The following is a 23,625-nucleotide window of genomic DNA, read 5'->3' as shown; positions in this document are numbered from 1 at the left end:
AAACTTCCTAGTCTCCCGCATACTTATCAATAAACTTACGCCTGGCTCTGTCGCCGCGGCGCACGAATGGGCGGATGATGAGGCGCGTACCGTTCTCGTAGGTAAAGAATTTGTAGACCCAGTTGCTGAGCACCACCAGTTTATTGCGGAAGCCTACCAGCGCCATTACGTGCACAAACAGCCAGATAGCCCAGGCAAAGAAGCCGCCAAAATGCATGTTGCCTGGCAAATCGGCTACGGCGCGGTTGCGGCCAATGATGGCCAACGAGCCTTTGTCTTTATACTTAAACGGTTCCAGCGGCTCTTTGCGCAGCAAGCGGTGCAGGTTTTTAGCCAGCAGTTTGCCCTGCTGAATGGCTGGTTGCGCTACGCCCGGATGCCCTTTCGGGTACTCAGGAGTTTTCATAAAGGCAATGTCTCCGATGGCAAACATGTTATCGAAGCCCAGCACCTGGTTATAGTCGTTTACAAGGATGCGGCCGCGCTCTACAGAAGTTTCCGGCAGCCCGTCTATTAGCGCCCCGGATACGCCGGCTGCCCAGATAAGGGTGTTTGTCCGGATTTCCTCACCGCTTTTCAGGGTGGCCACTTCTCCGTCGTAGGAGCTCACCAGCGTGTTCAGCCTGATATCCACCCCCAGCTCTTTCAGGTATTTATGGGTCTTCTCGCTGGCCTCCGCCGACATGGGGGGCAGCAGGCGGTCCATGCCTTCCACCAGGATGATGTGCATTTGGCTAAAGTCCAGACCGGGGTAGTCCGTAGGGAGTACGTGGGTCCGCATCTCGGCCAGGGCACCGGCCAGTTCCACGCCTGTAGGGCCTCCGCCTACAATCACGAAGTTCATCAGGTCCTTGCGCACCTGCGGGTCTTTGGTCATGTTGGCCTGCTCGAAGCATTGCAGTATCTGGCTGCGGAGGTTTAGCGCCTCCGGCACCTGTTTCAGAGGGAAGGAGAACTTCTTCACCTGCTCGTTTCCGAAGTAGTTGGGCTTTGTGCCTGTCGCGATGATCAGGTAATCATACTTGATGTCGCCGATAAGCGTGGTAACGGTTTGTGCCTGTGGGTTGATGCCAGTTACCTTCACCAGCCGAAAGTGGAAGTCCGGGTAATCGTCTGAGCTGAACACTTTGCGCAGCGGCTCGGCAATAGCGTCCGGCTCCAGGCCGGCCGTGGCCACCTGGTACAGCAGCGGCCAAAAGCCATGGTAGTTCTGCCTGTCAAACATCACGATCTGAAACTCCTTGTTGGAGAGTCGTTTGGCCAGGTTAATGCCTCCAAATCCGCCGCCAATAATCACCACGCGGGGTTTGGTAGTATCAGGAATGTTAAGGGAGAGTTGTTCGGGTTCTAGCATAGTATGATTTTTTAGGAACAGCGGGCAAAGCCGCCATTCGTTGCCAGTATAGTTTCTTATACGCAAACACTATATTGGCAACAAACGAATAGCCTCTTTGTTAGTTGCCAAATCAGCCTCCGTGGCCCCGCCGGGCGCAAAATCATACGTTATTTATACTTGTCATCCGTGAGCCGCATCCTCACCGGAAAAGAGAGGTTTTATCTACCGCCATTCTGCTTAAAATCGCCGTTGAGCAGGGACCTGAGCAGGCCCGGGATGGCCATCATGTTAACCGTAGGGGCCATGATGCGGTTCTGCTGGTGCTGCACCTGCTGTTCTTGCCAGAAGCGGAAGTTCTGCGTGCCGCTCATCGGGGTTATTCTGGCCAGTTCCTCCAGGCGCCTTGGGTCCAGGTTTTTGGTGAGAATGGCGTTTCCCTTGTCCGGCAGCTTCACGTTGGCCACGGCCTCTTTAAAGTCGCGCTCGGTAGGCCACGGGAAAACGTCTACCGTAGGGAGCTCCGTGGGCTCCTCCTGCATCTGCATGATAATGGAGTAGCTCTGGCTGCTGTAGTTTTTGGGGATGATGAGGTACTGCGCCTTAAAGCCCAACGCATCGAAAAGCACACTGTCGCCGGCCAGCACCGGCAGCGAGAAGTAGCCAAACTCGTTGGTGTAGGTGCCGCGGTTGGTGCCCGGCACGTATACGCCTGCCCCGGCCACGCCATACAGGCTGTCGCCGGTGGCCACAAAGCCCGACAGCTGCACCACGCGCTGCTTGCTCTGCGCCTCTGCCTGCTCCGGCACCAGCACCAGCAAAAACAGCGGAAGCCACAGCCATTTTACAAACACAGGCAAGGTAGTAAGCGGTTTGGCAGGAAAGATCATAGGATACAATTATACTTATTAATTCTTTTATAATAGCCACTTTTGGCTAAATTTGTTCACACTGGCCTTTGCCTCTGTCACACGTTTACTATGAGACTGAAACACTTTAGCCTGGCCTTCGGGCAACAGGTGCTTAAGGCACTTGCCGACGAGTCGAGGCTCCGCATCCTGCACCTGATCCTGCGCAACCGCGAGATGTGCACTTCAGACCTGGAGCAGGTGCTTGACTTCACCCAGACCAAAACATCCCGCCACCTGGCTTACCTGCGCAACGCCGGGCTGGTGGTGCCCCGCAAACTGGACCAGTGGGTATACTACTCCCTGAAAGAAGAAACGACGGATCTGGTGAACCAAATTTTCACTTACATGGAGCGCGACACGGTGCTGCAAAAAGACCTGGATGTGTATCAGATTTTATACTCTAACCGCGAATTGGCCGTTACAAAGCTGCAGAACCGCCGCTGGGTGCCTTCTTAAAAGTCAGAAAGTATAACTCCCGAACCATTGCTTTAGTATAGCAGTTCCTTCCGCTTTCTGCACCCCACCCTGAACTATTGGCCTCCAAAGGCGTTTTACCTTTACCAAACCAGCACGATTCCCTCTCATGAAGACCTATTCGCACATCCTTTTCGACCTGGACCACACCCTGTGGGATTTTGAGAAGAACTCCGAGGAGACGATTTATACTTTGTACGACCAGTTTGAGCTGGCCAGGCACGGAAAGTTTAACTGCGACTCGTTTTACCGCAAGTATAAGTTTGTGAACACCCGCCTTTGGGACCTCTACAACAAAGGCAAGATTAACCAACAGGAGCTGCGCGAAAGCCGTTTTTCTAAGACCCTGACAGGACTTGGGCTGGCCCCGCATGAGGTGCCAGCCGGCATTTCGGAGGCTTATATTGCGCTTTGCCCTACCAAAACGGCGGTTTTCCCTTATACGTATGATGTGCTGGAGTACCTGCAGCCAAAGTATGGCCTGCACATCCTCACCAATGGTTTTAAGGAAGTACAGCACGTAAAAATGGGAGCCTCTAAGCTGCAGGGGTATTTTAAGGAAGTGGTAACCTCGGAGTGCTGCGGCTACAAAAAGCCCGACCGCCGCATGTTTGAGCACCTGCTGCAGCGCATTGGCGTAGCCCCGGAGCATTGCCTGATGATCGGCGACAATTATGAATGCGACATAGAGGGTGCCCGCGACGCCGGCATAGACCAAGTATACTTTAACCCGGAACAGGCTAAAACGCGCAGGAGGCCGAAGCCAACCTACGAGATCAGCTGCCTGAGCAAACTGAAAGAAATCCTCTAGCATAAAAAATGGCGACAGAAACCTGTCGCCATTTGCTTTACTATCTTACGGCAGCCTTAGTCTTTCACGTCACCGGCTGTCTCCAGGGTACGGAACTCGGCCTGCAGCATCTTTATTTTCGCTTTGTCGTCGGTGCCCAGCTCCTTCTCTACGGTTTCCTTGTGCGCGTCCAGCTTTTCCAGCAGCTCTTTGGCCTGCTGCCATTCGGCGTCGGTCCAGTTGCCTTTTTGCTCGCGCACGTTATCCATAAACGTAATGTAGGCCTGGCGCATGCTGTCGGCGGTTATGGCGCCAATGTTGGCATGCTCGCCCAACAGCTGCTTCTGCAGCGGCGATAGTTCCTGGTCGTTTTGGATGGTGCTTATGGCAGCCTTGGCTTTGGTATTGTTATAGTCGGTAGCCCCGGCAGCAAAAGAAAAGCCAAGCGCTGCGACCAGCATTACTTTTGCGTAGGTTCTGTTTGTTCTTTTCATAACACTGTATTTTAAAAGGTAAAAAGCCGCCCCGTTAGAAACGGCAGAAGCCTTATACGCACATCAGTGCTATTAAAGTTACAGTTAACCCGGATATAAAAGTATGGCCTGCCGGCTGAGTAGTGCAAGCGGCAGGCCATACTTAGGTAAGCCTCACTACAGCTACGCGCTGCTTACATGGAGCTTTGGCTTTGGATGGTGATGGTGTGCCCTCCCCGCCCTTCGGCGTTGAAGACCCGCAGTTTCACGGGTCCGGTAGCCGCAATCGGGCCGGTGTAGGCAGAGCTGCTTTGGGTTGGCTCGGTGCCATCTGTCGTGTAGCGGATGGTAAAGCCCGGGAACTGCACATTGGCCTCCACTTTTCCGTCTACCACCTTGGCTCCCGCCGTCGGGATTCTGTACCCATATCCGCCTGCGTAGTAGTCCAGCCGCGGCAGTTCTCGCTTGCCCACCACGTTGATAAACTCAGACCAGGCCTGGCTGTAGAGCTTTTCGCTTTTTGCAGCGTCTTTTTCTTTCGCCCAATCAGGGTCTTTTGCCCAGGCCCGCTCGGCCACGCCCAGCAGTTTCGGCAGCAATTTATACTCGAAGTCCTCGGTGGTTCGGTTTGTCTCAGACCAGAGCGGCGCCTCAATGCCCACAATGTTGGTCTTTCCTTTCTCGGTCAGCGCCTCTTTGCTCTTGATGATGGAGCGGTCCAGCGGGTTGCCCCTGTCATCCTCTTTTAGGTTGCGGAGGTAATCGTAAGGTATAAAGTAAAAAGGTTTGTCGATGTCCACATAGCCACCCCAGTTCAGGCCTGGCTCGCCATAGGTAGGGTTGTAGGCAAGGTCCAGGTAAAAGTGGGTAACTCCCGTCAGGATTACTTTGTAGCCGGCGTTCGCCATGCGGTAAGCCAGGTCCTCGGCGCCAGAGCCAGGGCTGTTCTTCCATACGTTCACGTGGAAGTTCTCATCAGCGAACTGCTGGTTTGGCACCCAATTCACTTTTCCGTTTTTAACTTCTTTTCGCAGGCCTATTTCCTCCCAACCCGACAGGTACAGGCCGCGCTCCTGCAGCATCTGGTTCACCTTGCCGAAGTAGTAGTACCACAGGTCGTCTGTGTTTTTCACCTCCGGATTCTGGCTGATGACTTTCTGGGCAGCCGGCGATTTCTCCCAAACGCCTCCGGGCACCTCATCTCCGCCAAAATGTATCGTGTTTAGTGGCGCATCTGCCTCTTTATACATGCTCCTGATCTCATCCACCACTGTCTCCAGGAAAGTATAGGTAGAAGGCAGCGACACGTCCATGATGTTATCGTCCCAGCCCTGCACAGAGCGGTATTCCGATTTGTCGTTCAGGTCGCGCAGCAGGTAGCGCTCCGCTTCCTCCTTCTTGCCCTCGTCCATCAGTTTCGTGTAGCGGGCATCCATGGCTTTGATGGCAGCTCTGGCGTGGCCCGGCGACTCAATCTCCGGGATCACCTCGATGTGGCGGTCGCGCGCATATTTGAGTATCTCGATAAAGTCTTCCCGGCTGTAGAAGCCTGTTCCCGCTTTGTTGCTTGCGTCTGGCCCGGAGCCATAGGAAGGCACGATGCTGCTGCCGTCGGTGGTATGGGCGCGCGTGCCGCCAACCGCGGTAAGCTCCGGCAAAGGACGGATTTCGAGGCGCCAGCCCTCATCCTCGCTGAAGTGGAAGTGCAGCTTGTTCATCTTGTACAGGGCCATCACGTCCAACACTTTCAGCACCTCCGCCTTCGGCTGGAAGTTACGGGCCATGTCCATCATAAAGCCTCTGTAGCCAAAGCGCGGGGCATCCTTCACCTCTACGCCTGCCACCTCTACCGTAGCCGCCTTACCCGAAAATGCCGTAGCCGGCAGCAGCGTCTTCAGCGACTGCACGCCGTAGAAAGCGCCGGCAGCCGAGGAAGCAGTGATCTCTATCCGCTCCGGGTTTACACTTAAAGTATATCCTTCCGCACCCATACCCGGCTTTTTCCGGAGAAAGATAGCCTTGCCGGTAGCTTTGTCCTGTATGGCGGGCTTCTGCCCTGTTGCGGTAGCCAATGCCTCTGCCAGCTGCTCTGCCTCTCTTCTGAAGTCAGCGTCAGCTACCACCGTTACCTTAGCGTCCAGCATAAACGGCTTCCCCTTTTCCTGGTAAGACACCGGCGTCGGGAAAACTTTAGGAAGCGAGGTTGCCGGGAGGTCCTGTATCATGGCATTCGCCTCATAGAATTTCGCCGCAAACTGTTGCGTGGCCTCGTCAAAGTGTTTTCCTGGCTCAACTTCCAGCGAAACAGGGATACCTTTTCCCGGCTCCTCATCATACACGATGTAGAACCCGACAGGGAAGTTGGAGACATTGCCGACAGCGCGGCCCAGCACCTCTACCGTAGCCGACTCGCCTGGCTCTATTTCCTCAAAATCAGGTCCCGGAGCCAGGTAGTGCAAATCGCCGTTAAAATGCTGTATGATCGCCACCGTAGAGTCAGCCGATCTAAGTGCGCCGCCGTTAAAGTAGAGCTTCCACCCTTTGGCAGGCAGTTCCTCCTGTCCATTGTTCGTGATCGTTAAAATCGCGCGGGACTGTGCCTTGTCCTGGTAGCGGTTGTCTGCCAGCTCTAGCTTCAGCCCCAGGCCCTGCGCTGCTGCGCCCGCTTCGCTGGTAGCCGAAGTGGCAGCGTTGTCAGTGGAAAGCTGGGAGCAACTCATCAGCATGGCCTGGGCAAGCAGCCATACTCCTACGGTTAGTTTTTTCATGTCGTCTGTGTGTATATCACCAAGTGTACAATTCGTTACTTACTCGCTATTAAGTTATAAATAATTTCGGGATATAATAAAATAGGTATAGTTTGATTTAGCAGCACAAGGCCGAAAGTATGGCCACGGCACCTTCTGCGACCGCGAAAGCCATACTTGCGCACGCTAAAAATCTGATGCCCCAGCCCGGCCAAAGCTGTTGCCGGTTTATGCCTAAAAATCAAATAATAAGCCATACCTTTGTATAGATGGCCTGCAAAGGCTGCGTTAGAAGTATGAAAATCTAATTCTAAATCTGTAACTATATAATCAATGGCAACCGGATTTTTTAGAGTACCAACCCCAGTAAACGAACCTGTTAAGTCTTACGCCCCTGGCTCCCCTGAAAAAGAGGAGTTACTGCGCACGTATAAAGAGCTGAAGTCGCAGCAGCTGGACGTGCCGATGTACATTGGCGGCGACAAAGTATACACGGACAACAAGCAGCCGATGCTGCAGCCGCACGACCACCAGCACATCCTGGGTCATTACAGCGAGGGTGACGCGTCCCACGTGGAACAAGCGATAAATGCAGCGCTGGCCGCACGCGAGGCCTGGGCCGCTATGGGCTGGGAGCACCGTATCAGCATCTTCCTGAAAGCCGCTGAACTGCTGGCCGGCCCCTGGAGAGCACGCCTGAACGCCGCTACCATGCTGGGCCAGTCGAAGAACGCTTACCAGGCCGAGATCGACTCTGCCTGCGAGCTGGTGGACTTCCTGCGCTTCAACGCACAGTATGCCACTGATATTTACCGCATGCAGCCGGAGTCTTCGCCAGGCGTGTGGAACCGTTCGGAGCACCGTCCGCTGGAGGGCTTTGTGTTTGCGCTCACGCCGTTCAACTTCACGGCTATTGCCGGTAACTTGCCTACTTCTGTGGCCATGATGGGCAACGTGGTGGTTTGGAAGCCAGCGCACACGCAGATCTACGCCGCGCACATGATCATGGAGCTGCTGAAAGAGGCTGGTTTGCCGGATGGCGTGATCAACTTGGTGTATGTGGATGGCCCGACCACGGGTGATGTGGTGTTCAACCACTCCGACTTTGCCGGTATCCACTTTACAGGCAGCACCGGCGTGTTCCAGCACATCTGGAAGACCATCGGCACGAACATTCACAAGTATAAATCTTACCCGCGCATCGTGGGCGAGACCGGCGGCAAGGACTTTATACTTGCCCATAAGTCTGCCGACGCCAAGGCGCTGGCTACTGCTATCTCGCGTGGCGCCTTCGAGTTCCAGGGCCAGAAATGCTCTGCGGCCTCACGTGCCTACATCCCAAGCAACCTATGGGAAGAGGTGAAGGGTTATGTGCAGGAAGACCTGAAGACCTTCAAGATGGGGGCTCCGGAGGATTTCGGCAACTTCATCAACGCCGTGATCGACGAGAAATCCTTCGATAAGATTGCCCGCTACATCGACAATGCCAAGGAAAGCAGCGAGGTGGAGGTAATCGCAGGCGGTAACTACGACAAGTCGAAAGGCTACTTTATCGAGCCAACCGTGCTGCTGTCGCACAACCCGCAGTACGTGACCATGTGCGAGGAGATCTTCGGCCCGGTTATTACCATCTACGTGTATGACGAGAACAACTTTGAGGACACCGTGGAGCTGGTGAACTCCACATCGCCATACGCCCTGACAGGCGCCATCTTCAGCCAGGACCGTTATGTAATCGAGTATGCCACCAAGCGCCTGGACCAGGCAGCCGGCAACTTCTACATCAACGACAAGCCGACAGGCGCCGTGGTGGGCCAGCAGCCCTTCGGCGGCGCGCGTGCCTCCGGCACCAACGACAAGGCCGGCTCTATGCTGAACCTGCTGCGCTGGGTGTCTGCCCGCTCTATCAAAGAGACGTTTGTACCGCCAGTGGATTACCGCTATCCGTTCCTGGGCGAGAACAAGTAAATTTTGCATTGCCCCGGCAATAACAGAGGCCGCGCCCCAACCAGGGCGCGGCTTTTTTATTTATTTTCTATCCTATAATGGGCTACAAATATTGTTTTAACTCTATTTTCAGGAATACTTAGCCGCACGGTGCATAAACCGCATTTTAGTGATAAGGTATACTTTTGATTAATGGCTATTTATACCTAATTTTGCTCCCAAATCTTAAGAAAGCTACACAGAGTTATGGAACCTACTGTAAATCAGCATGTACCGTCGGATTACCTGCCTATCCTCATCCAGTTTGCGGCTGCCCTCGGCTTCGTGATTTTTGCACTGGTGCTTACCCACCTGCTGGGCCCTAAAAGAACCAGTGAGGTGAAAGGCGCCTCCTGGGAGAGTGGCATCGAGTCGGTGGGAGATGCCCGTACGCCGATCTCCTACAAATACTTCATGACGGCCATCCTGTTTGTACTGTTCGACGTGGAAGTGATCTTTATGTACCCGTGGGCGGTTAACTTCAAGGCCCTGGGCATGGATGGTTTCCTGCAGATGCTCACGTTCATCGCCCTGCTGATGTCGGGTTTCTTCTACGTGATCAAAAAAGGTATCCTGGACTGGAAATAGGATTAAACTTTAACAAGCGCTTTTGTGTTGCAAAAAGGGCATGTCAAGTGCCCGACTGCAATTTAAATTATACTAGTAATGAGCGATACAAATAAAGATATCACCATGGCTGAGGCCCCGGAGGGCATTTCCGGAGCCGGGTTCTTTGCCACTTCTCTTGAAAAAGTTATCGGATTGGCCCGAAAGCACTCGCTTTGGCCGTTGCCGTTTGCCACCTCGTGCTGCGGCATCGAGTACATGGCTACCATGGGCTCCAACTATGATATTTCACGCTTCGGCTCGGAGCGCCCAAGCTTCTCGCCGCGCCAGGCTGACATCCTGATGGTGATGGGTACCATTGCCAAGAAGATGGGACCGGTGGTAAAGCAGGTATACGAGCAGATGGCTGAGCCGCGCTGGGTAATTGCCGTAGGCGCCTGCGCCTCTTCAGGCGGTATATTCGACACATATTCTGTGCTGCAGGGCATCGACCGCGTGGTGCCTGTGGACGTGTACGTGCCGGGCTGCCCGCCGCGCCCTGAGCAGATCCTGGACGGCCTGATGCGCGTGCAGGAACTGGCAGAAAGCGAATCGCTTCGCCGCCGCGACTCTCCGGAATATCAGGCACTCTTAGCCTCTTACAACATTAAATAAGCAGCATGGAGCTTACGAACGAAAACGTACTCGGCAAGATCATCAGCGAGTTTGGAGAAGAGAACATCCAGGAGCCATACAACCCGGATGGCATCATGACAATCACCACCAACCGCGAAACCATACATGATCTGATCAAATACCTGCGCGACGACCAGGAGCTGCAGATCAGCTTCCTGACCACGATGTGCGGTATCCACTACCCTGGCAAGGGCGACAAGGAACTGTGCACAATGTATCAGTTGCACAGCCTGCGCCACAATTACCGCATCCGCATTAAGGTATACATGCCGATCTCGGACCCGGTGATGCCGACCATGACGGACCTATACGCTACCGCCAACTGGATGGAGCGTGAGGCTTTCGACTTCTACGGCATTAAGTTCACGGGCCACCCGAACCTGATCCGCATCCTGAATATTGAGGAGATGGAGTACCACCCGATGCTGAAGCAGTACCCGCTGGAAGACCAGACACGGGAAGATAAGATTAACACGTATTTCGGACGTTAAGCCAGTTTTGACAGAAAAGGAGACCATAATGGCTACTGAAAATAAAACCGCCGAGCTTACTGAGATTGAGCAGTTCCGTAAAGACCACGGGCTAGCCATTAAGGAAGAGCGGCAGCTTACCACGCTGAACCTGGGTCCAACGCACCCGGCTACGCACGGTATTTTCCAGAACATCCTGCAAATGGATGGGGAGATTATTGTGGATGCGGTGCCTACCATCGGCTACATCCACCGCGCTTTTGAGAAGATCGCCGAGCGCAGACCTTTTTACCAGATCACGCCGCTCACGGACCGCATGAACTACTGCTCGTCCCCTATCAATAACATGGGGTACCACATGACGGTAGAGAAGCTATTGGGCATTACCGTGCCGAAGCGCGCGCAGTACATCCGTGTGATCATGATGGAGCTGGCCCGTATTTCCGACCATCTGATCTGTAACTCGATCCTGGGGGTGGACTCCGGCGCCTTCACCGGCTTCCTGTACGTAATGCAGGAGCGCGAGCACATCTATGATATTTATGAGGAAGTATGCGGCGCCCGTCTGACGACGAACATGGGCCGTATCGGGGGCATGGAGCGCGACCTGTCGCCGAAGGCCCTGCACCTGATCGACGAGTTCCTGAAGCGCTTCCCGAAAGTATGGGCAGAGTTTGAGAAAATGATGACGCGCAACCGCATCTTCATGGACAGAACCACGGACGTAGGCGCCATTTCCGCAGAGCGTGCCCTGAGCTACGGCTTTACCGGCCCGAACCTGCGTGCCACCGGCGTAGACTACGACGTGCGCGTGATGAACCCATACTCTTCTTACGAGGACTTCGAGTTCGACATTCCGGTGGGCTCTAAAGGCGACACCTATGACCGCTTCCTGGTGCGCAACGCTGAGGTATGGGAAAGCTTGAAGATTATTGAGCAGGCTTACAAGAACCTGCCGGAAGGCTCTTACCACGCCGATGCGCCGCATTATTACCTGCCTCCTAAGCAGAAAGTTTATACCAGTATGGAAGCGCTGATCTATCACTTTAAGATTGTGATGGGCGAGGCTGACATTCCGGTGGGCGAAGTATACCACAGCGTAGAGGGAGGCAACGGAGAGCTTGGTTTCTACCTGATCAGTGACGGAGGCCGCACACCATACCGCCTGCACTTCCGCCGCCCGTGCTTTATCTACTACCAGGCTTATACCGAGATGATCAAGGGCGGGCAGCTAGCCGACGCTATCCTGACGCTGAGTAGCCTGAACGTAATCGCCGGCGAGCTAGACGCATAATCAAAGAATCTATTACCATTTAAGGTTGGCCGCCTGAAACGGTCAATGACAAAGAAAAATGGCAGAAACAATAAACGAAGTAAAGTTTTCTGATGAGGCAATGGCCGAGATCCAGCGCTACATCAGCCACTACCCGGAAGGACGCCAGAAGTCTGCTATACTTCCTATCCTGCACATCGCGCAGGCGGAGTTTGGCGGCTGGGTAAGCCCGGAGGTGATGGACAAAGTTGCCGAGATCCTGAACATACAGCCGATCGAAGTATACGAGGTAGCCACGTTCTACACCATGTTCAACCTGAAGCCGGTTGGAAAGCATGTGCTGGAAGTATGCCGCACCGGCCCTTGCTGCCTGCGTGGCGCCGACCAGATGATCGATATGATCAAGCAGAAGCTGAACATTGAGGAAGGCGAGACAACGGCCGACGGCATGTTTACGCTGAAGCCGGTGGAGTGCCTTGCCTCCTGCGGATCAGGCCCGATGCTGCAGGTGCGCGAGCTGTTCTACGAGAACATCGACAGCGAAGAGAAGCTGGACGAATTCCTGGAGATGATGCGCCACAAGGAGCACGAAACGCCAACCTGGAAGAAATAAACCTGTTTTAACGAAGCGGCCAAGTATAAACCGGCTGCTAAGCTATATATCCTGCTACAATGGGACTTAAAATATTAACTGAGCATATCAACGTTCCCGGCATCGAGACGCTGGAAGTATATCGCAAGCACGGCGGCTACAAGTCTGTAGAGAAAGCTGTGAAAACGATGTCTCCGGAAGAGGTGGTGGAAGAGGTGAAGACTTCTGGCCTGCGTGGCCGTGGGGGTGCCGGCTTCCCGACGGGTATGAAATGGAGCTTCCTGGCCAAGCCGGAGGGCATTCCGCGCTACCTCGTTTGCAACGCCGACGAGTCGGAGCCGGGCACCTTCAAGGATCGTTGGTTCATGGAGAAAAACCCGCATGCGCTGATCGAAGGTATGATCACGTCGAGCTACGCGCTGGGGGCCAATACCTCTTACATCTACATCCGCGGCGAGTTGTTGTTCGTGCTGCGCATCCTGGAGAAAGCGATCGCGGAGGCGTATGCGGCCGGTTTGCTGGGCAAGAACATACTTGGCTCAGGCTACGACCTGGACCTGCACGTGGCGCCGGGTGGCGGTGCCTATATCTGCGGTGAGGAAACAGCTTTGCTGGAGTCTTTGGAGGGCAAGCGCGGCAACCCGCGTAACAAGCCTCCGTTCCCGGCGGTGAAAGGTCTGTTCCAGAGCCCGACGGTGGTGAACAACGTGGAGACCATTTCCTCTGTGCCTTGGATCGTGAACAACGGCGGTGCGGAGTATGCAAAGATCGGTATCGGCCGAAGCACAGGCACCAAACTGATCTCTGCCAGCGGTAACATCAACAATCCGGGCGTTTACGAGATCGAGCTGGGCGTGCCGGTAGAGGAGTTCATCTACTCAGACCAGTACTGCGGCGGCATCTGGAAAGGCAAGCAACTGAAGGCCGTGGTGCCGGGAGGTTCTTCCGTGCCGATTCTGCCAGCCAATCTTATACTTAAGACAGCAGCCGGCGAAGATCGCCTGATGTCCTACGAATCCTTATCGGACGGTGGCTTTGTGAGCGGCTCCATGCTGGGCTCCGGTGCCTTTATCGTGTTCGACGAGGACCAGTGCATCGTGCGTAACACGTGGAACTATGCCCGCTTCTACCACCACGAGTCGTGTGGCCAGTGTAGCCCATGCCGCGAGGGAACAGGCTGGATGGAGAAAGTGCTGCACCGCATCGAGTACGGCCACGGCCATCAGCAGGACATCGACCTGCTGGTAAGCGTAGCCAAGCAGATTGAGGGTAACACTATCTGTCCGCTGGGTGATGCTGCGGCGTGGCCGGTGGCTGCCGCTATACGCCACTTCCGCCACGAGTTTGAGTGGCACATCAACAACCCGAAAGAGGCTACAGCCCCGGGCGCGGTGTACAGAGGCCAGCCAGAAACTGTAACGGCATAAAATATAAATTCATACTTCCTGTACATTCTGAAAGGGGAAACAAGAAGATCTTAAATAGTATAGCTAATACCGTTCGTTGTCCTGCTTCTCTTTAGAAACGAACAACGACAAACGAACAACGAGATATAAAATGGCTAAAGTAACGATTGACGGCATTGAGATAGAGGTAGAAGATGGAACTACCATCCTACAGGCCGCAAGAAAAATCGGGGGCAAAGTAGTGCCTCCTGCCATGTGCTACTATGGCCCGCTGAAGGGCAGCGGCGGCAAGTGCCGCGTGTGCCTGGTAAAGGTAACACAAGGCTCTGCCAAAGACACCCGCCCGATGCCAAAGCTGGTTGCCTCGTGCATCACGCAGGTGCAGGACGGCATGGTGGTAGAAAACACGACTAACGAAGAAGTGCTGAACGCCCGCAAAGGCATCGTGGAAATGCTGCTCATCAACCACCCGCTGGATTGCCCTATCTGCGACCAGGCCGGTGAGTGTAACCTGCAGGACCTGAGTTACGAGCATGGCGTGAGCGCCCAGCGTTTTGAGGAAGAGCGCCGCACGTTCAATAAAGTGGACCTGGGGCCATACATCCAGCTGCACATGACGCGCTGCATCCTGTGCTACCGTTGCGTGTATACGGCAGACCAGATCACGGAGAAGCGTGTGCATGGCGTACTGGGCCGTGGTGATGCCGCGGAGATCGGAACGTATATCGAGAACGTGATCGACAACGACTTCTCCGGTAACGTGATCGACGTGTGCCCGGTGGGGGCGCTTACGGATAAAACCTGGCGCTTTAAGAACCGCGTGTGGTTTACCAAGCCGATGGATGCGCACCGCGACTGCCCTACCTGCTCCGGCAAGGTAACGCTCTGGACGCGAGGCGAGGAAGTACTACGCGTAACGGCCCGCAAGGACCAGTACAACGAGGTAGAGGAGTTTATCTGCAACACCTGCCGCTTCGATAAGAAAGAGGTAAGCGACTGGACCATAGAAGGACCACGCCATATCGACAGGCATTCCGTGATCTCCGCTAACCATTACGAGCTGCCGGTTGTAAACGTGCCGATCGTGCCGAACCTGCCAACATCTACTAAGAAAAACCTGCCACAGGAATAAACAATGGAGTCTGTAGACCTACTATACAAAGCGATTTACATCCTGGTTATCTTCGGCATCACCCTGCTGATAGCCACCTACTCGACTTACTTTGAGCGTAAGATTGCAGCCTTTATCCAGGACCGCGTAGGCCCGAACCGCGCAGGTCCGGCGGGTATGCTGCAGCCCCTGGCCGACGCCGGTAAACTGTTCTTTAAAGAGGACTTTATACCTGCCAAAGCCAACAAGGCCTTGTTTATACTTGGCCCGGGTGTAGCTATGCTGGTAGCCACCATGTCGAGTGCGGTAATCCCGTTTGGCGATATGCTGATGATTGACGGCCGCGAGATTTACCTGCAGGCGATCAATGTGAACATCGGGGTACTGTACATTTTCGGGGTAGTGTCGCTGGGTGTGTACGGTCTGATGATTGGTGGCTGGGCCTCCAACAACAAATACTCCTTGCTGGGCGCCATCCGTGCCGCTTCGCAGAACATCAGCTACGAAATTGCCATGGGCCTTTCGCTTATAGCGGTTTTGATGATGACCGGCTCGCTCTCGCTGCGCGAAATAGCCGAGCAGCAGGCTGGTTTTAACTGGAATGTCTGGTATCAGCCGCTGGGGTTTCTCATCTTCCTAGTGTGCTCCTTTGCCGAGACAAACCGTACGCCATTTGACTTGCCAGAATCGGAGGCCGAGCTGATTGGCGGTTACCACACCGAGTATGGCTCCATGAAACTGGGCATGTACCTGTTTGCAGAGTATATCAACATCTTTGTGGCCTCGGCGGTAATGTCTACGCTATACTTTGGTGCCTATAACTTCCCGTTCATGGAGAACCTGCGTGAAGCCATCAGCGACCCGGTGCTGGCCAACAACGTGGTGACGCTGCTGGGCGTGGTGGTTATGTTCGCGAAGATATTCCTGTTCATCTTCTTCTTTATGTGGGTGCGCTGGACACTGCCGCGTTTCCGCTACGACCAACTGATGAAACTGGGCTGGAAGATCCTGATTCCGCTGGCAATTCTGAACATCCTGTTGACAGGCGGTGGAATTATCCTGTTGTCATAAAGCGGAGTTATTCAAAAAGACTCTTTATTTTAAACTATAGTACCTAAAGATGGTCTTAGCTTTAGCAAGGCCAATGAAAGGGAGATACGATATAATGGAACCATTATCAAATAGAAGAAAGAATGTGGAGAAGCGGGAAATGACGTTCGCGGAGCGTGCGTACCTTCCTGCCATTGCACAAGGACTTGGCATCACGATAAAGCACTTCTTCAAGAAGAAGGCTACGATACAGTACCCGGAGCAAACGCGAGAGCGCAGCGAGTACTGGCGTGGCCTGCATGTGCTGAAGCGCGATGAAGAAGGACGTGAGCGCTGCACCGCCTGCGGCCTTTGCGCGGTTGCCTGCCCTGCCGAGGCCATTACCATGACTGCCGGAGAGCGCAAGGCTGGTGAAGAGAACCTGTACCGTGAGGAGAAGTATGCCGTTACCTACGAGGTGAACATGCTGCGCTGCATTTTCTGCGGACTGTGTGAGGAAGCCTGCCCGAAAGCGGCCATCTTCCTGCAGGACGACAAGCTTGCCCCAGCCCGCTTTGAGCGCGACGAGTTTATTTACGGCAAAGACCGTTTGGTAGAGCCTCTTAAAACCACTGAAACAAAATAGCTGAATGGAGAGCCTGTTCTTTTTCCTCGCTTCGCTGACGCTGCTGTGCGCCCTGATGGTCGTTATTTCTAAAAACCCGGTACACAGCGTCCTGTTCCTCATCATCACCTTCTTCACCATCTCGGGGCACTATGTGCTGTTAAACGCGCAGTTCCTGGCCGTGGTGAACATTATTGTGTATGCCGGTGCCATTATGGTGCTTTTCCTTTTCGTGATCATGTTCCTGAACATGAGTAAACAGGGAGACGCCAAGATAAAAACATCCACTGTCAGCAAATTTGCCGGTGCCATTGCTGGCGGCCTGCTGTTTGTGGTGCTGATTGCGGCCCTGAAAGATGCCAATGTGGTAGGCTACAACCCAGATACGTATGACTCACAGATAGGCATGGTAGAGAGCCTGGGCCAGGTGCTGTTCACAGAATACCTGCTGCCTTTTGAGCTGGCCTCAGTGCTGTTCCTGGTGGCCATGGTGGGCGCCGTGATGCTGGGCAAGCGAGAGGAAGGCGAGAGCAACTTCTAAGAAAGACATACATAAAAGTATAAAAGCGGAAGGCTGGAAGTATAAACTCCAGCCTTTCGCTTTTTATCGTTTTATGCTTACTCAGCGCTAAGTTCCACCTCCAGCAGCTCCGAGTGGCCACGGTCATCATCCGATACCACCACCACCTGATACGTCTGCCCTTCCGCTTTCAGCACCACCAGCGACTCCACTTTTCCCACATAAGGCGCGCCTTCAACATCGTTTAACTGCACCACGGGCACCTGCAGCGGCTGGGCAGCATCAGTGGCATAAGGCAGCGCGCGCAGGTCAATAACTCCGATGTAACTGCCGTGCACCTCCCCGTCCTCAATGGCGTTGGGCGCTTCTTCAACGGAGGCGGTAAAGAACAACCTGCCGTTTAAGGCATAGGCACCGGAGAAACCCGCAGCCAGTCCGCCCAACTGCGGAAGCGAGAAGTGATACACAGCCACAGCCGGCATCTCGCCCCCGACAAGTATAAAGTCCTTGAAATCATCTGAGTTAAAGCGAAGCAAGGTATTAGTGCCCCCGCCCAGCGGGCGCTGCAGCATATAGGTATACACCTTATCCATGGCCAGCCCCTCCAGGTTCAGTTGCCCCTCGCTCTCCAGTTTCAGCACCTGCTTCAGGAAAGTATAAAACCGCTTCAGATCAAGCTCCTGCACCTGCATTTTCTCTGAAAGGTTGACAAGGTAGCCTTTGGTTCGGGCTTGGCTGGCCCCGGAGCCGAGCAACAGCAGCATCTGGTCGCGGCCATAGGTAAAGGCGGCCATACTTTCCAGGTCAGGCTTCACGTCTTTCGGTATTCTGCCTTGCACCACGCCAGTGGTATCGAACAGCGCGTGCCGCCGCACCTGCTCATACTTTCCATTAAGCTCATACAGAAACGGAGAATCGTCGCCAACTACATAAAAAGCCCCTTCTGCATGCTCCAGGCCAGAGGCGGACGGCAACGCGTCATAAAACAGCTTGTGGGTAGTGGTAGCGGCCAGGTTAAGCTGCTTCACCTGCGCAGCCGCCCCGCTCTCGGGGGCGCTGGCTTCTGCCGGCCTGGACTTGCAGGACTGCAGGAGCAGCGGCGGCAACAGGAAGTATAAAATGTATGGGTGCTTCATAGGGTATAAACAGTGATTCCCATAGCTACGAAAACACCGCCCAAAAGTATAATCCTGGCGCAGTGCCGGCATCAGAAAAGTATTTCCCGGAAAGATGAAAGGAGTAGCTTAAACAAGAGAAAAAGCATTGAAAATAGGCGCCGCCCGGGGCAATAAGAATAGGAAATATGTTATGGTTTTTACAAAAATGGGGATAACTTTGCGACTTGATTTTTGGATCGTAATTTAAGAGTAGTACGTTCAGCCACACAGAAAATGAACAACATACCAGAGGTCATCCGGACCATTCCATTAGATTATTACCTGTTTTTCAGCGCGGCTCTTTTTGTTATTGGTGTAATCGGTGTACTGACGCGCCGCAACGCCATCGTGATCTTTATGTGCATCGAGCTGATGCTGAACGCCGTGAACCTGCTCCTAACGGCCCTGTCGGCCTACCGTGCCGACGCCAGCGCGCAGGTTTTCGTGTTCTTTATCATGGCGGTAGCCGCCGCCGAAGTATGCGTGGGCCTGGCCATTATCGTGATGACCTACCGCAACATCCGATCTACCGATGTACAACTGCTCAACTACCTGAAGTGGTAGTAGCTCTAACCATACGCTGAATAGCTTAAATATTTACACAGATGCAAGAGATTGTAATGCCGATTAACAACCAGAGTATGGCACTGCTTTGTCTGTTTGTTCCGTTGCTGCCGCTGGCCGGCTTTATCATCAACGGACTTGGCAACCGCAGCATAGCCAAAGGCCTGGTAAGCCTTATTGGTAGCGGCACCGTGCTGGCTTCTTTCCTCATCACCGTTTACCTGTTCATCGATTTTCAGGCCAACGGCAGCCGTGCCTACACGGTTGACTTCTACGACTGGATTTCTGTGGGAAGCCTACAGATCGGCTTCTCCTTTCTGATAGACCAGCTGACGCTGCTGATGATGCTGATGGTGACCGGTATTGGTTTCCTGATCCACCTGTACTCCGCCGGCTACATGAGCCACGACGAGAACTTCGGCAAGTTCTTCGCTTTCATCAACCTCTTCATGTTCTCCATGCTGCTGCTGGTGATGGGCTCTAACTACGTGATGATGTTCGTGGGCTGGGAAGGCGTGGGCCTTTGCTCTTACCTGCTGATCGGCTTCTGGAACAAGAACACCAGCTACAACAACGCCGCCAAGAAAGCCTTCGTGATGAACCGTATCGGTGACCTGGGCTTCCTGCTGGGCATTTTCCTCATCTTCATCACCTTCGGTTCTGTTTCCTACCCGCAGGTATTTGCTGAGGCGGCCAACTATACTGGTGGTATCGATTCAACGGTAATGATAGCGATTACCCTGCTCCTGTTTGTGGGCGCGATGGGTAAGAGTGCGCAGATTCCGTTGTTCACCTGGCTTCCGGACGCGATGGCGGGCCCTACGCCGGTTTCTGCCCTGATTCACGCCGCTACCATGGTAACGGCCGGTATTTACATGGTACTGCGCTCGAACGTGCTGTACGTGCTGGCTCCAACTACGCTGGAGGTAATCGCCATTGTGGGTGTGGCTACGGCTGTGCTGGCTGCCACTATCGGCCTGGCGCAAAACGACATCAAAAAGGTGCTGGCTTACTCTACCGTGTCGCAGCTGGGTTATATGTTCCTGGCGCTGGGGGTGATGGCCTTCTCTTCTTCCATCTTCCACGTACTGACGCACGCGTTCTTCAAGGCGCTGCTGTTCCTGGGTGCCGGTTCTGTGATTCACGCCATGAGCAACGAACAGGACATCCGCAGCATGGGTGGCCTGAGGAAATACCTACCTATCACGTTTTTAACCTTCCTGATCGGTACACTGGCTATCTCCGGTATCCCGCCGTTCGCTGGTTTCTTCTCTAAAGATGAGTTGCTGGCGCATGTATGGGAGCATAGCAAGGTGCTTTGGGCACTGGGCATGCTGGCCTCGTTCATGACCTCTTTCTACATGTTCCGCCTGGTGTTCCTGACATTCTTCGGAACGTTTAGAGGCACCGAAGCACAGAAGAGCCACCTACACGAGTCGCCTATTTCTATGACGCTGCCGCTGATCGTGCTGGCCATCCTTTCTACCGTAGGCGGTTTCCTCGGAATTCCGGCGGTGTTTGGCGAGGGCAACCACATTCTGCAGAACTACCTGGCCCCGATCTATGGCTATGCGCAGGTGGCTAACGCACCCGCTGTGGCTCCGCTTCACCTCGACCACGCTACAGAATGGATGCTGATGGGACTATCGGTAGCCGTAGCGGCCATTGCGGCCATCATCGCTTATGTGATGTATGTAAGCAAAAAGACTGTGCCAGTGCCGGAAGGCGAGCGCCTGTCCCCGATCCACAACCTGATCTACCACAAATACTACATCGACGAGCTCTACGACACAGTCATTGTTCGTCCGCTGATGTGGCTATCAACTACCTTCCACCGTGTGCTGGATGTGTTGGTGGTAGACGGCATTGTGAACGGTTTCGGAAAGCTGACCACCTACAGCAGCCGCACCCTGCGTTACGCGCAAAGCGGCGCCATCGGCTTCTACCTGATGGTGATGGTGTTCAGCATCGTCCTGATTTTATTTTTAAACTTCTTTATCGGATAAGGTTCTTAGAAGATGATTACAGCTCTATTACTTTTCTGGCCTGCCCTAGCCGCACTTCTGGTGCTGCTGATTAAAGGACAGGGTGCCAAGAAAGTGGCTTTTGTAGCAGCGCTCGTGGAGTTTGCGTTGTCACTGTTCGCCCTCTCTACGTTCGACACCCAAAGCGGTGCTACCCAGCTCGCCCTTAGTTTCCCCTGGATCGAAAGCGCAGGCATCAGCTTTAGCATCGGCATGGACGGCATTAGCCTGCTGATGGTACTGCTGACCACTTTCCTGATCCCGCTGATCATACTTTCAGCCTACAAGCACGAGTATAAGAACCCGAACGCCTTTTACGCGCTCATCCTGTTCATGCAAACCGGCCTGATCGGCGTGTTTGTGGCCATGGATGCCTTCCTGTTCTACTTTATGTGGGAAGTGGCGCTGATTCCGATCTACTTCATTGCTGCCGTTTGGGGCGGTGCCAACAGAATCCGGGTAACGTTTAAGTTCTTTGTGTATACCATCTTCGGTTCGCTGTTTATGCTGGCCGCTTTTGTATACTTATACTTACAAACGCCTGGCACCCACTCTTCCGATATCAACGCTTTTTATCAGCTGTCGCTGGCCAGCGAGTCGCAGAGCTGGATCTTCTGGTTCCTGTTCATCGCCTTCGCAATCAAAATGCCAGTGTTCCCGTTCCATACCTGGCAACCTGATACCTATACGGAGTCGCCGGCGCAGGCTACCATGCTGCTTTCGGGTATTATGCTGAAGATGGGTATTTACGGGGTGCTGCGCTGGTTGTTGCCGGTGGTGCCTTTCGGTGTTAGCCAATGGGATGAAGTGGTGCTGGTGCTCTCTATCATCGGTATCGTGTACGCCTCTGTTATCGCCATCCGCCAGCGCGACCTCAAGCGCCTGATCGCTTATTCTTCCATCGCGCACGTTGGCCTGATTGCGGCGGGTATATTTACCCTGAACGAGCAAGGCCTGCAGGGTGGCGTTATCCAGATGCTGAGCCACGGTATTAACGTAGTCGGCCTGTTCTTCATCATCGATATCATCTTTAGCAGAACCAACACAAGAGATATTACCAGCCTGGGCGGTATTACACAAAATGCCAAGGCACTTTCTATCTTCTTCATGATTCTGCTGCTGGGTTCTGTGGCGCTACCACTGACAAACGGATTCGTGGGCGAATTCCTGCTGCTGTCTGGTGTTTTCCAGTACAATGCCTGGTTTGGCGGCATCGCCGGCCTCACCATCATACTTGGTGCGGTGTACATGCTGCGCATGTTCCAGGGCGTTATGTTCGGAACGAAGTCTGAGTTAACGGAGGCCTTCTCTGACCTGACAATGAACGAGAAAGCCGTGCTCATTCCGCTGGTGGTGATGGTATTCTGGATCGGCTTGTTCCCGAACACGTTCCTGGACATCTCCGAGCCTGCCGTTAATAACCTGCTGAGCATTATTAAGCGCTAGGCGGTAAAGTGAATAAAGAGTTTTAGAGAAATACGACGACATGACCTCGATCATACTTCTATCTGTTTTCGGTATCATTAACCTTTTTGTAGGCTTTGCCAAGTCTAAGAAGGTGCTGCTGCCGCTAGTGTTGATTTTTCTGGCCGTGGTGTTTGCCATTAACCTGATGGACTGGAACAACACGCAGAGCTACTTCCACAACATGCTCACCATCGACAACTATGCGGTGGCTTTTACGGGCATCATGACATTGACAACTTTGCTGTTGTTGCCTTTCTCGCAGCGCTACATAGCCCGAAACGACGCTAACCTGGCAGAGTATTACTCCTTGCTGCTGTTCTCGCTGGTAGGTGCCGTTATGATGGTAAGCTACGAGAACCTGATCATGCTGTTCATTGGTGTTGAGATTCTTTCGATAGCGATGTATGTGCTGGCCGGCAGCGACAAAACAAGCCTGCGCTCTAACGAGGCAGCCCTGAAGTACTTCCTGATGGGCTCGTTCTTTACAGGCATCATGCTGTTTGGCATCGTCATGATCTATGGTGGCACAAGCACATTTAACATCACAGAAATTGCTGCAGCCCAGGCGCAGCTTAACGCCGATGGCCTTTCCAACACAATGCTCACGCTAGGCATCCTGGTCCTGATCATCGGTATTTCCTTTAAGATTTCTGCGGCACCGTTCCACTTCTGGGCACCGGATGTGTATGAAGGTACTCCTACCCTCTTCACGGCCTTTATGTCTACAGTAGTGAAAACGGCCGGTGTGGCTGCTTTTTACAAGCTGATGGAAGCCGCCTTTGCCGCTTCTTATACTACCTGGTTCCCAACGCTGGTGGCCATTACCGTGCTGACGCTGGTGATAGGAAACGTGGGCGCTGTTATACAGACCAGCTTTAAGCGCATGATGGCCTACTCCAGTATCTCGCATGCAGGATACCTGCTGATGGCGCTGGTTGCCTTTAACCAACAATCAGACACTGCCATACTGTTTTACTCTGCTGCCTACGCTACTGCTACAATTGCTGCCTTTGGCGTACTGAAGATGGTACAGGATAACCGCGGTAATGCCACATATGAGGCCTTTAACGGGCTTGGCAGAACCAATCCGCTGCTGGCCTTCGCCATGACGGTTTCCATGCTGTCGTTGGCGGGTATACCGCTTACAGCCGGTTTCTTCGGTAAGTTCTTCGTGTTCTCTGCGCTGCTGCAGAACCCGAATATGCTGTGGCTGGTGGTGCTGGCAGTTATACTTGCCGCTGTTGGCATTTACTACTACTTCAAGGTAGTGATTGCGATGTACATGCAGCCTGCCGCAAACCAGGAGGTAGTGGAGGTAAGCAGTCTTGCTTCGTTCACGCTTATCCTGATTACTGCCCTGACAATTCTGCTAGGCACAGCCCCTGCGCTGGTTAGCGGACTGATCTAGAAAAATAGCCCATACTTATAGAG

The 23,625-nt window shown here is 53.7% G+C and carries 22 protein-coding genes; 17 read left to right on the top strand and 5 right to left on the bottom strand.

Annotated elements, in window-relative coordinates:
- Positions 1-7: 7 nt before the first annotated feature.
- Positions 8-1,354 (bottom strand): NAD(P)/FAD-dependent oxidoreductase, encoded by a 1,347-nt coding sequence (locus FJM65_RS10670; RefSeq protein ID WP_140621509.1) that lies wholly within the window; start codon positions 1,352-1,354, stop codon positions 8-10.
- A gap of 200 nt (positions 1,355-1,554) precedes the next feature.
- Positions 1,555-2,223 (bottom strand): carboxypeptidase-like regulatory domain-containing protein, encoded by a 669-nt coding sequence (locus tag FJM65_RS10665; protein ID WP_140621508.1) that lies wholly within the window; start codon positions 2,221-2,223, stop codon positions 1,555-1,557.
- 90 nt (positions 2,224-2,313) lie between these two features.
- Between FJM65_RS10665 and FJM65_RS10660 the strand changes: the two genes are divergently transcribed.
- Both FJM65_RS10660 and FJM65_RS10655 read left to right on the top strand, forming a co-directional pair.
- The gene (locus FJM65_RS10660) at positions 2,314-2,700 is read left to right on the top strand and encodes an ArsR/SmtB family transcription factor (protein WP_140621507.1); all 387 of its coding nucleotides are present in this window, start codon (positions 2,314-2,316) and stop codon (positions 2,698-2,700) included.
- A 127-nt stretch (positions 2,701-2,827) separates the two neighbouring features.
- Complete coding sequence (locus FJM65_RS10655; RefSeq protein ID WP_140621506.1) at positions 2,828-3,529, top strand: YjjG family noncanonical pyrimidine nucleotidase; 702 nt, start codon at positions 2,828-2,830, stop codon at positions 3,527-3,529.
- Positions 3,530-3,585: 56 nt separating this feature from the next.
- Here FJM65_RS10655 and FJM65_RS10650 read toward each other — a convergent pair whose 3' ends face one another.
- Positions 3,586-4,002, bottom strand: a complete 417-nt coding sequence (locus FJM65_RS10650) for a DUF6565 domain-containing protein (RefSeq protein ID WP_140621505.1) — start codon at positions 4,000-4,002, stop codon at positions 3,586-3,588.
- 173 nt (positions 4,003-4,175) lie between these two features.
- On the bottom strand, positions 4,176-6,749 hold the full coding sequence (locus FJM65_RS10645) for a family 20 glycosylhydrolase (protein ID WP_140621504.1): 2,574 nt from the start codon (positions 6,747-6,749) through the stop codon (positions 4,176-4,178).
- Positions 6,750-7,061: 312 nt separating this feature from the next.
- On the opposite strand from FJM65_RS10645, the gene pruA reads away from it, so the two are divergent.
- From pruA to FJM65_RS10590, 11 genes are all read left to right on the top strand, one after another.
- Positions 7,062-8,696 (top strand): L-glutamate gamma-semialdehyde dehydrogenase, encoded by a 1,635-nt coding sequence (gene pruA, locus FJM65_RS10640; RefSeq protein ID WP_140621503.1) that lies wholly within the window; start codon positions 7,062-7,064, stop codon positions 8,694-8,696.
- A 225-nt stretch (positions 8,697-8,921) separates the two neighbouring features.
- Positions 8,922-9,302 carry an NADH-quinone oxidoreductase subunit A gene (locus FJM65_RS10635; protein ID WP_140621502.1) on the top strand — a complete coding sequence of 127 codons (381 nt, stop codon included), beginning with the start codon at positions 8,922-8,924 and terminating at the stop codon, positions 9,300-9,302.
- Positions 9,303-9,380: 78 nt separating this feature from the next.
- The gene (locus FJM65_RS10630) at positions 9,381-9,935 is read left to right on the top strand and encodes an NADH-quinone oxidoreductase subunit B (RefSeq protein WP_317131338.1); all 555 of its coding nucleotides are present in this window, start codon (positions 9,381-9,383) and stop codon (positions 9,933-9,935) included.
- 5 nt (positions 9,936-9,940) lie between these two features.
- Positions 9,941-10,447 carry an NADH-quinone oxidoreductase subunit C gene (locus FJM65_RS10625; protein WP_140621501.1) on the top strand — a complete coding sequence of 169 codons (507 nt, stop codon included), beginning with the start codon at positions 9,941-9,943 and terminating at the stop codon, positions 10,445-10,447.
- A gap of 28 nt (positions 10,448-10,475) precedes the next feature.
- Positions 10,476-11,720, top strand: coding sequence for an NADH dehydrogenase (quinone) subunit D (gene nuoD, locus FJM65_RS10620; protein ID WP_140621500.1), 1,245 nt, complete (start codon positions 10,476-10,478; stop codon positions 11,718-11,720).
- 58 nt (positions 11,721-11,778) lie between these two features.
- Entirely contained in the window at positions 11,779-12,312 is a 534-nt protein-coding gene (locus FJM65_RS10615) for an NADH-quinone oxidoreductase subunit NuoE family protein (RefSeq protein ID WP_140621499.1), read from the top strand.
- 59 nt (positions 12,313-12,371) lie between these two features.
- Positions 12,372-13,718: an NADH-quinone oxidoreductase subunit NuoF gene (gene nuoF, locus FJM65_RS10610; RefSeq protein ID WP_140621498.1), complete on the top strand. Its 1,347-nt coding sequence runs from the start codon at positions 12,372-12,374 to the stop codon at positions 13,716-13,718.
- A gap of 130 nt (positions 13,719-13,848) precedes the next feature.
- Positions 13,849-14,829, top strand: coding sequence for a 2Fe-2S iron-sulfur cluster-binding protein (locus tag FJM65_RS10605; protein WP_140621497.1), 981 nt, complete (start codon positions 13,849-13,851; stop codon positions 14,827-14,829).
- 3 nt (positions 14,830-14,832) lie between these two features.
- Positions 14,833-15,879, top strand: coding sequence for an NADH-quinone oxidoreductase subunit NuoH (gene nuoH, locus FJM65_RS10600; protein WP_140621496.1), 1,047 nt, complete (start codon positions 14,833-14,835; stop codon positions 15,877-15,879).
- A gap of 94 nt (positions 15,880-15,973) precedes the next feature.
- A complete protein-coding gene (locus tag FJM65_RS10595; RefSeq protein WP_181163691.1) occupies positions 15,974-16,483 on the top strand; it encodes a NuoI/complex I 23 kDa subunit family protein in 510 nt (169 codons plus the stop codon).
- 4 nt (positions 16,484-16,487) lie between these two features.
- Positions 16,488-17,003, top strand: a complete 516-nt coding sequence (locus tag FJM65_RS10590; protein WP_140621495.1) for an NADH-quinone oxidoreductase subunit J family protein — start codon at positions 16,488-16,490, stop codon at positions 17,001-17,003.
- A gap of 77 nt (positions 17,004-17,080) precedes the next feature.
- Here FJM65_RS10590 and FJM65_RS10585 read toward each other — a convergent pair whose 3' ends face one another.
- Positions 17,081-18,118, bottom strand: a complete 1,038-nt coding sequence (locus FJM65_RS10585) for a DUF6929 family protein (RefSeq protein ID WP_140621494.1) — start codon at positions 18,116-18,118, stop codon at positions 17,081-17,083.
- 255 nt (positions 18,119-18,373) lie between these two features.
- Between FJM65_RS10585 and nuoK the strand changes: the two genes are divergently transcribed.
- The 4 genes from nuoK to FJM65_RS10565 are packed head-to-tail and all read left to right on the top strand — an operon-like array spanning position 18,374 to position 23,602.
- A complete protein-coding gene (gene nuoK, locus FJM65_RS10580) occupies positions 18,374-18,703 on the top strand; it encodes an NADH-quinone oxidoreductase subunit NuoK (RefSeq protein WP_140621493.1) in 330 nt (109 codons plus the stop codon).
- Between the two features lie 41 nt (positions 18,704-18,744).
- A complete protein-coding gene (gene nuoL / locus FJM65_RS10575) occupies positions 18,745-20,709 on the top strand; it encodes an NADH-quinone oxidoreductase subunit L (protein WP_140621492.1) in 1,965 nt (654 codons plus the stop codon).
- Positions 20,710-20,721: 12 nt separating this feature from the next.
- The gene (locus FJM65_RS10570) at positions 20,722-22,173 is read left to right on the top strand and encodes a complex I subunit 4 family protein (RefSeq protein ID WP_140621491.1); all 1,452 of its coding nucleotides are present in this window, start codon (positions 20,722-20,724) and stop codon (positions 22,171-22,173) included.
- Between the two features lie 40 nt (positions 22,174-22,213).
- Positions 22,214-23,602: an NADH-quinone oxidoreductase subunit N gene (locus tag FJM65_RS10565; RefSeq protein WP_140621490.1), complete on the top strand. Its 1,389-nt coding sequence runs from the start codon at positions 22,214-22,216 to the stop codon at positions 23,600-23,602.
- Positions 23,603-23,625 lie beyond the last annotated feature (23 nt).

It is taken from the genome of Pontibacter mangrovi, from assembly GCF_006385705.1.
Lineage (GTDB): Bacteria > Bacteroidota > Bacteroidia > Cytophagales > Hymenobacteraceae > Pontibacter > Pontibacter mangrovi.
This window is presented reverse-complemented; position numbering and strand designations above follow the sequence as displayed.

Excerpts from the sequence above, each read along its gene's own strand:
- nuoK (WP_140621493.1), top strand. The coding sequence starts at position 18,374 with ATGAACAACATACCAGAGGTCATCCGGACCATTCCATTAGATTATTAC.
- FJM65_RS10655 (WP_140621506.1), top strand. The coding sequence starts at position 2,828 with ATGAAGACCTATTCGCACATCCTTTTCGACCTGGACCACACCCTGTGG.
- FJM65_RS10605 (WP_140621497.1), top strand. The coding sequence starts at position 13,849 with ATGGCTAAAGTAACGATTGACGGCATTGAGATAGAGGTAGAAGATGGA.
- pruA (WP_140621503.1), top strand. The coding sequence starts at position 7,062 with ATGGCAACCGGATTTTTTAGAGTACCAACCCCAGTAAACGAACCTGTT.
- FJM65_RS10630 (WP_317131338.1), top strand. The coding sequence starts at position 9,381 with ATGAGCGATACAAATAAAGATATCACCATGGCTGAGGCCCCGGAGGGC.
- FJM65_RS10645 (WP_140621504.1), bottom strand. The coding sequence starts at position 6,749 with ATGAAAAAACTAACCGTAGGAGTATGGCTGCTTGCCCAGGCCATGCTG.
- FJM65_RS10665 (WP_140621508.1), bottom strand. The coding sequence starts at position 2,223 with ATGATCTTTCCTGCCAAACCGCTTACTACCTTGCCTGTGTTTGTAAAA.
- nuoH (WP_140621496.1), top strand. The coding sequence starts at position 14,833 with ATGGAGTCTGTAGACCTACTATACAAAGCGATTTACATCCTGGTTATC.
- FJM65_RS10565 (WP_140621490.1), top strand. The coding sequence starts at position 22,214 with ATGACCTCGATCATACTTCTATCTGTTTTCGGTATCATTAACCTTTTT.
- FJM65_RS10635 (WP_140621502.1), top strand. The coding sequence starts at position 8,922 with ATGGAACCTACTGTAAATCAGCATGTACCGTCGGATTACCTGCCTATC.
- FJM65_RS10585 (WP_140621494.1), bottom strand. The coding sequence starts at position 18,118 with ATGAAGCACCCATACATTTTATACTTCCTGTTGCCGCCGCTGCTCCTG.
- FJM65_RS10670 (WP_140621509.1), bottom strand. The coding sequence starts at position 1,354 with ATGCTAGAACCCGAACAACTCTCCCTTAACATTCCTGATACTACCAAA.
- FJM65_RS10615 (WP_140621499.1), top strand. The coding sequence starts at position 11,779 with ATGGCAGAAACAATAAACGAAGTAAAGTTTTCTGATGAGGCAATGGCC.
- FJM65_RS10570 (WP_140621491.1), top strand. The coding sequence starts at position 20,722 with ATGATTACAGCTCTATTACTTTTCTGGCCTGCCCTAGCCGCACTTCTG.
- FJM65_RS10625 (WP_140621501.1), top strand. The coding sequence starts at position 9,941 with ATGGAGCTTACGAACGAAAACGTACTCGGCAAGATCATCAGCGAGTTT.
- FJM65_RS10650 (WP_140621505.1), bottom strand. The coding sequence starts at position 4,002 with ATGAAAAGAACAAACAGAACCTACGCAAAAGTAATGCTGGTCGCAGCG.
- FJM65_RS10660 (WP_140621507.1), top strand. The coding sequence starts at position 2,314 with ATGAGACTGAAACACTTTAGCCTGGCCTTCGGGCAACAGGTGCTTAAG.
- nuoD (WP_140621500.1), top strand. The coding sequence starts at position 10,476 with ATGGCTACTGAAAATAAAACCGCCGAGCTTACTGAGATTGAGCAGTTC.
- FJM65_RS10595 (WP_181163691.1), top strand. The coding sequence starts at position 15,974 with ATGGAACCATTATCAAATAGAAGAAAGAATGTGGAGAAGCGGGAAATG.
- nuoL (WP_140621492.1), top strand. The coding sequence starts at position 18,745 with ATGCAAGAGATTGTAATGCCGATTAACAACCAGAGTATGGCACTGCTT.
- nuoF (WP_140621498.1), top strand. The coding sequence starts at position 12,372 with ATGGGACTTAAAATATTAACTGAGCATATCAACGTTCCCGGCATCGAG.
- FJM65_RS10590 (WP_140621495.1), top strand. The coding sequence starts at position 16,488 with ATGGAGAGCCTGTTCTTTTTCCTCGCTTCGCTGACGCTGCTGTGCGCC.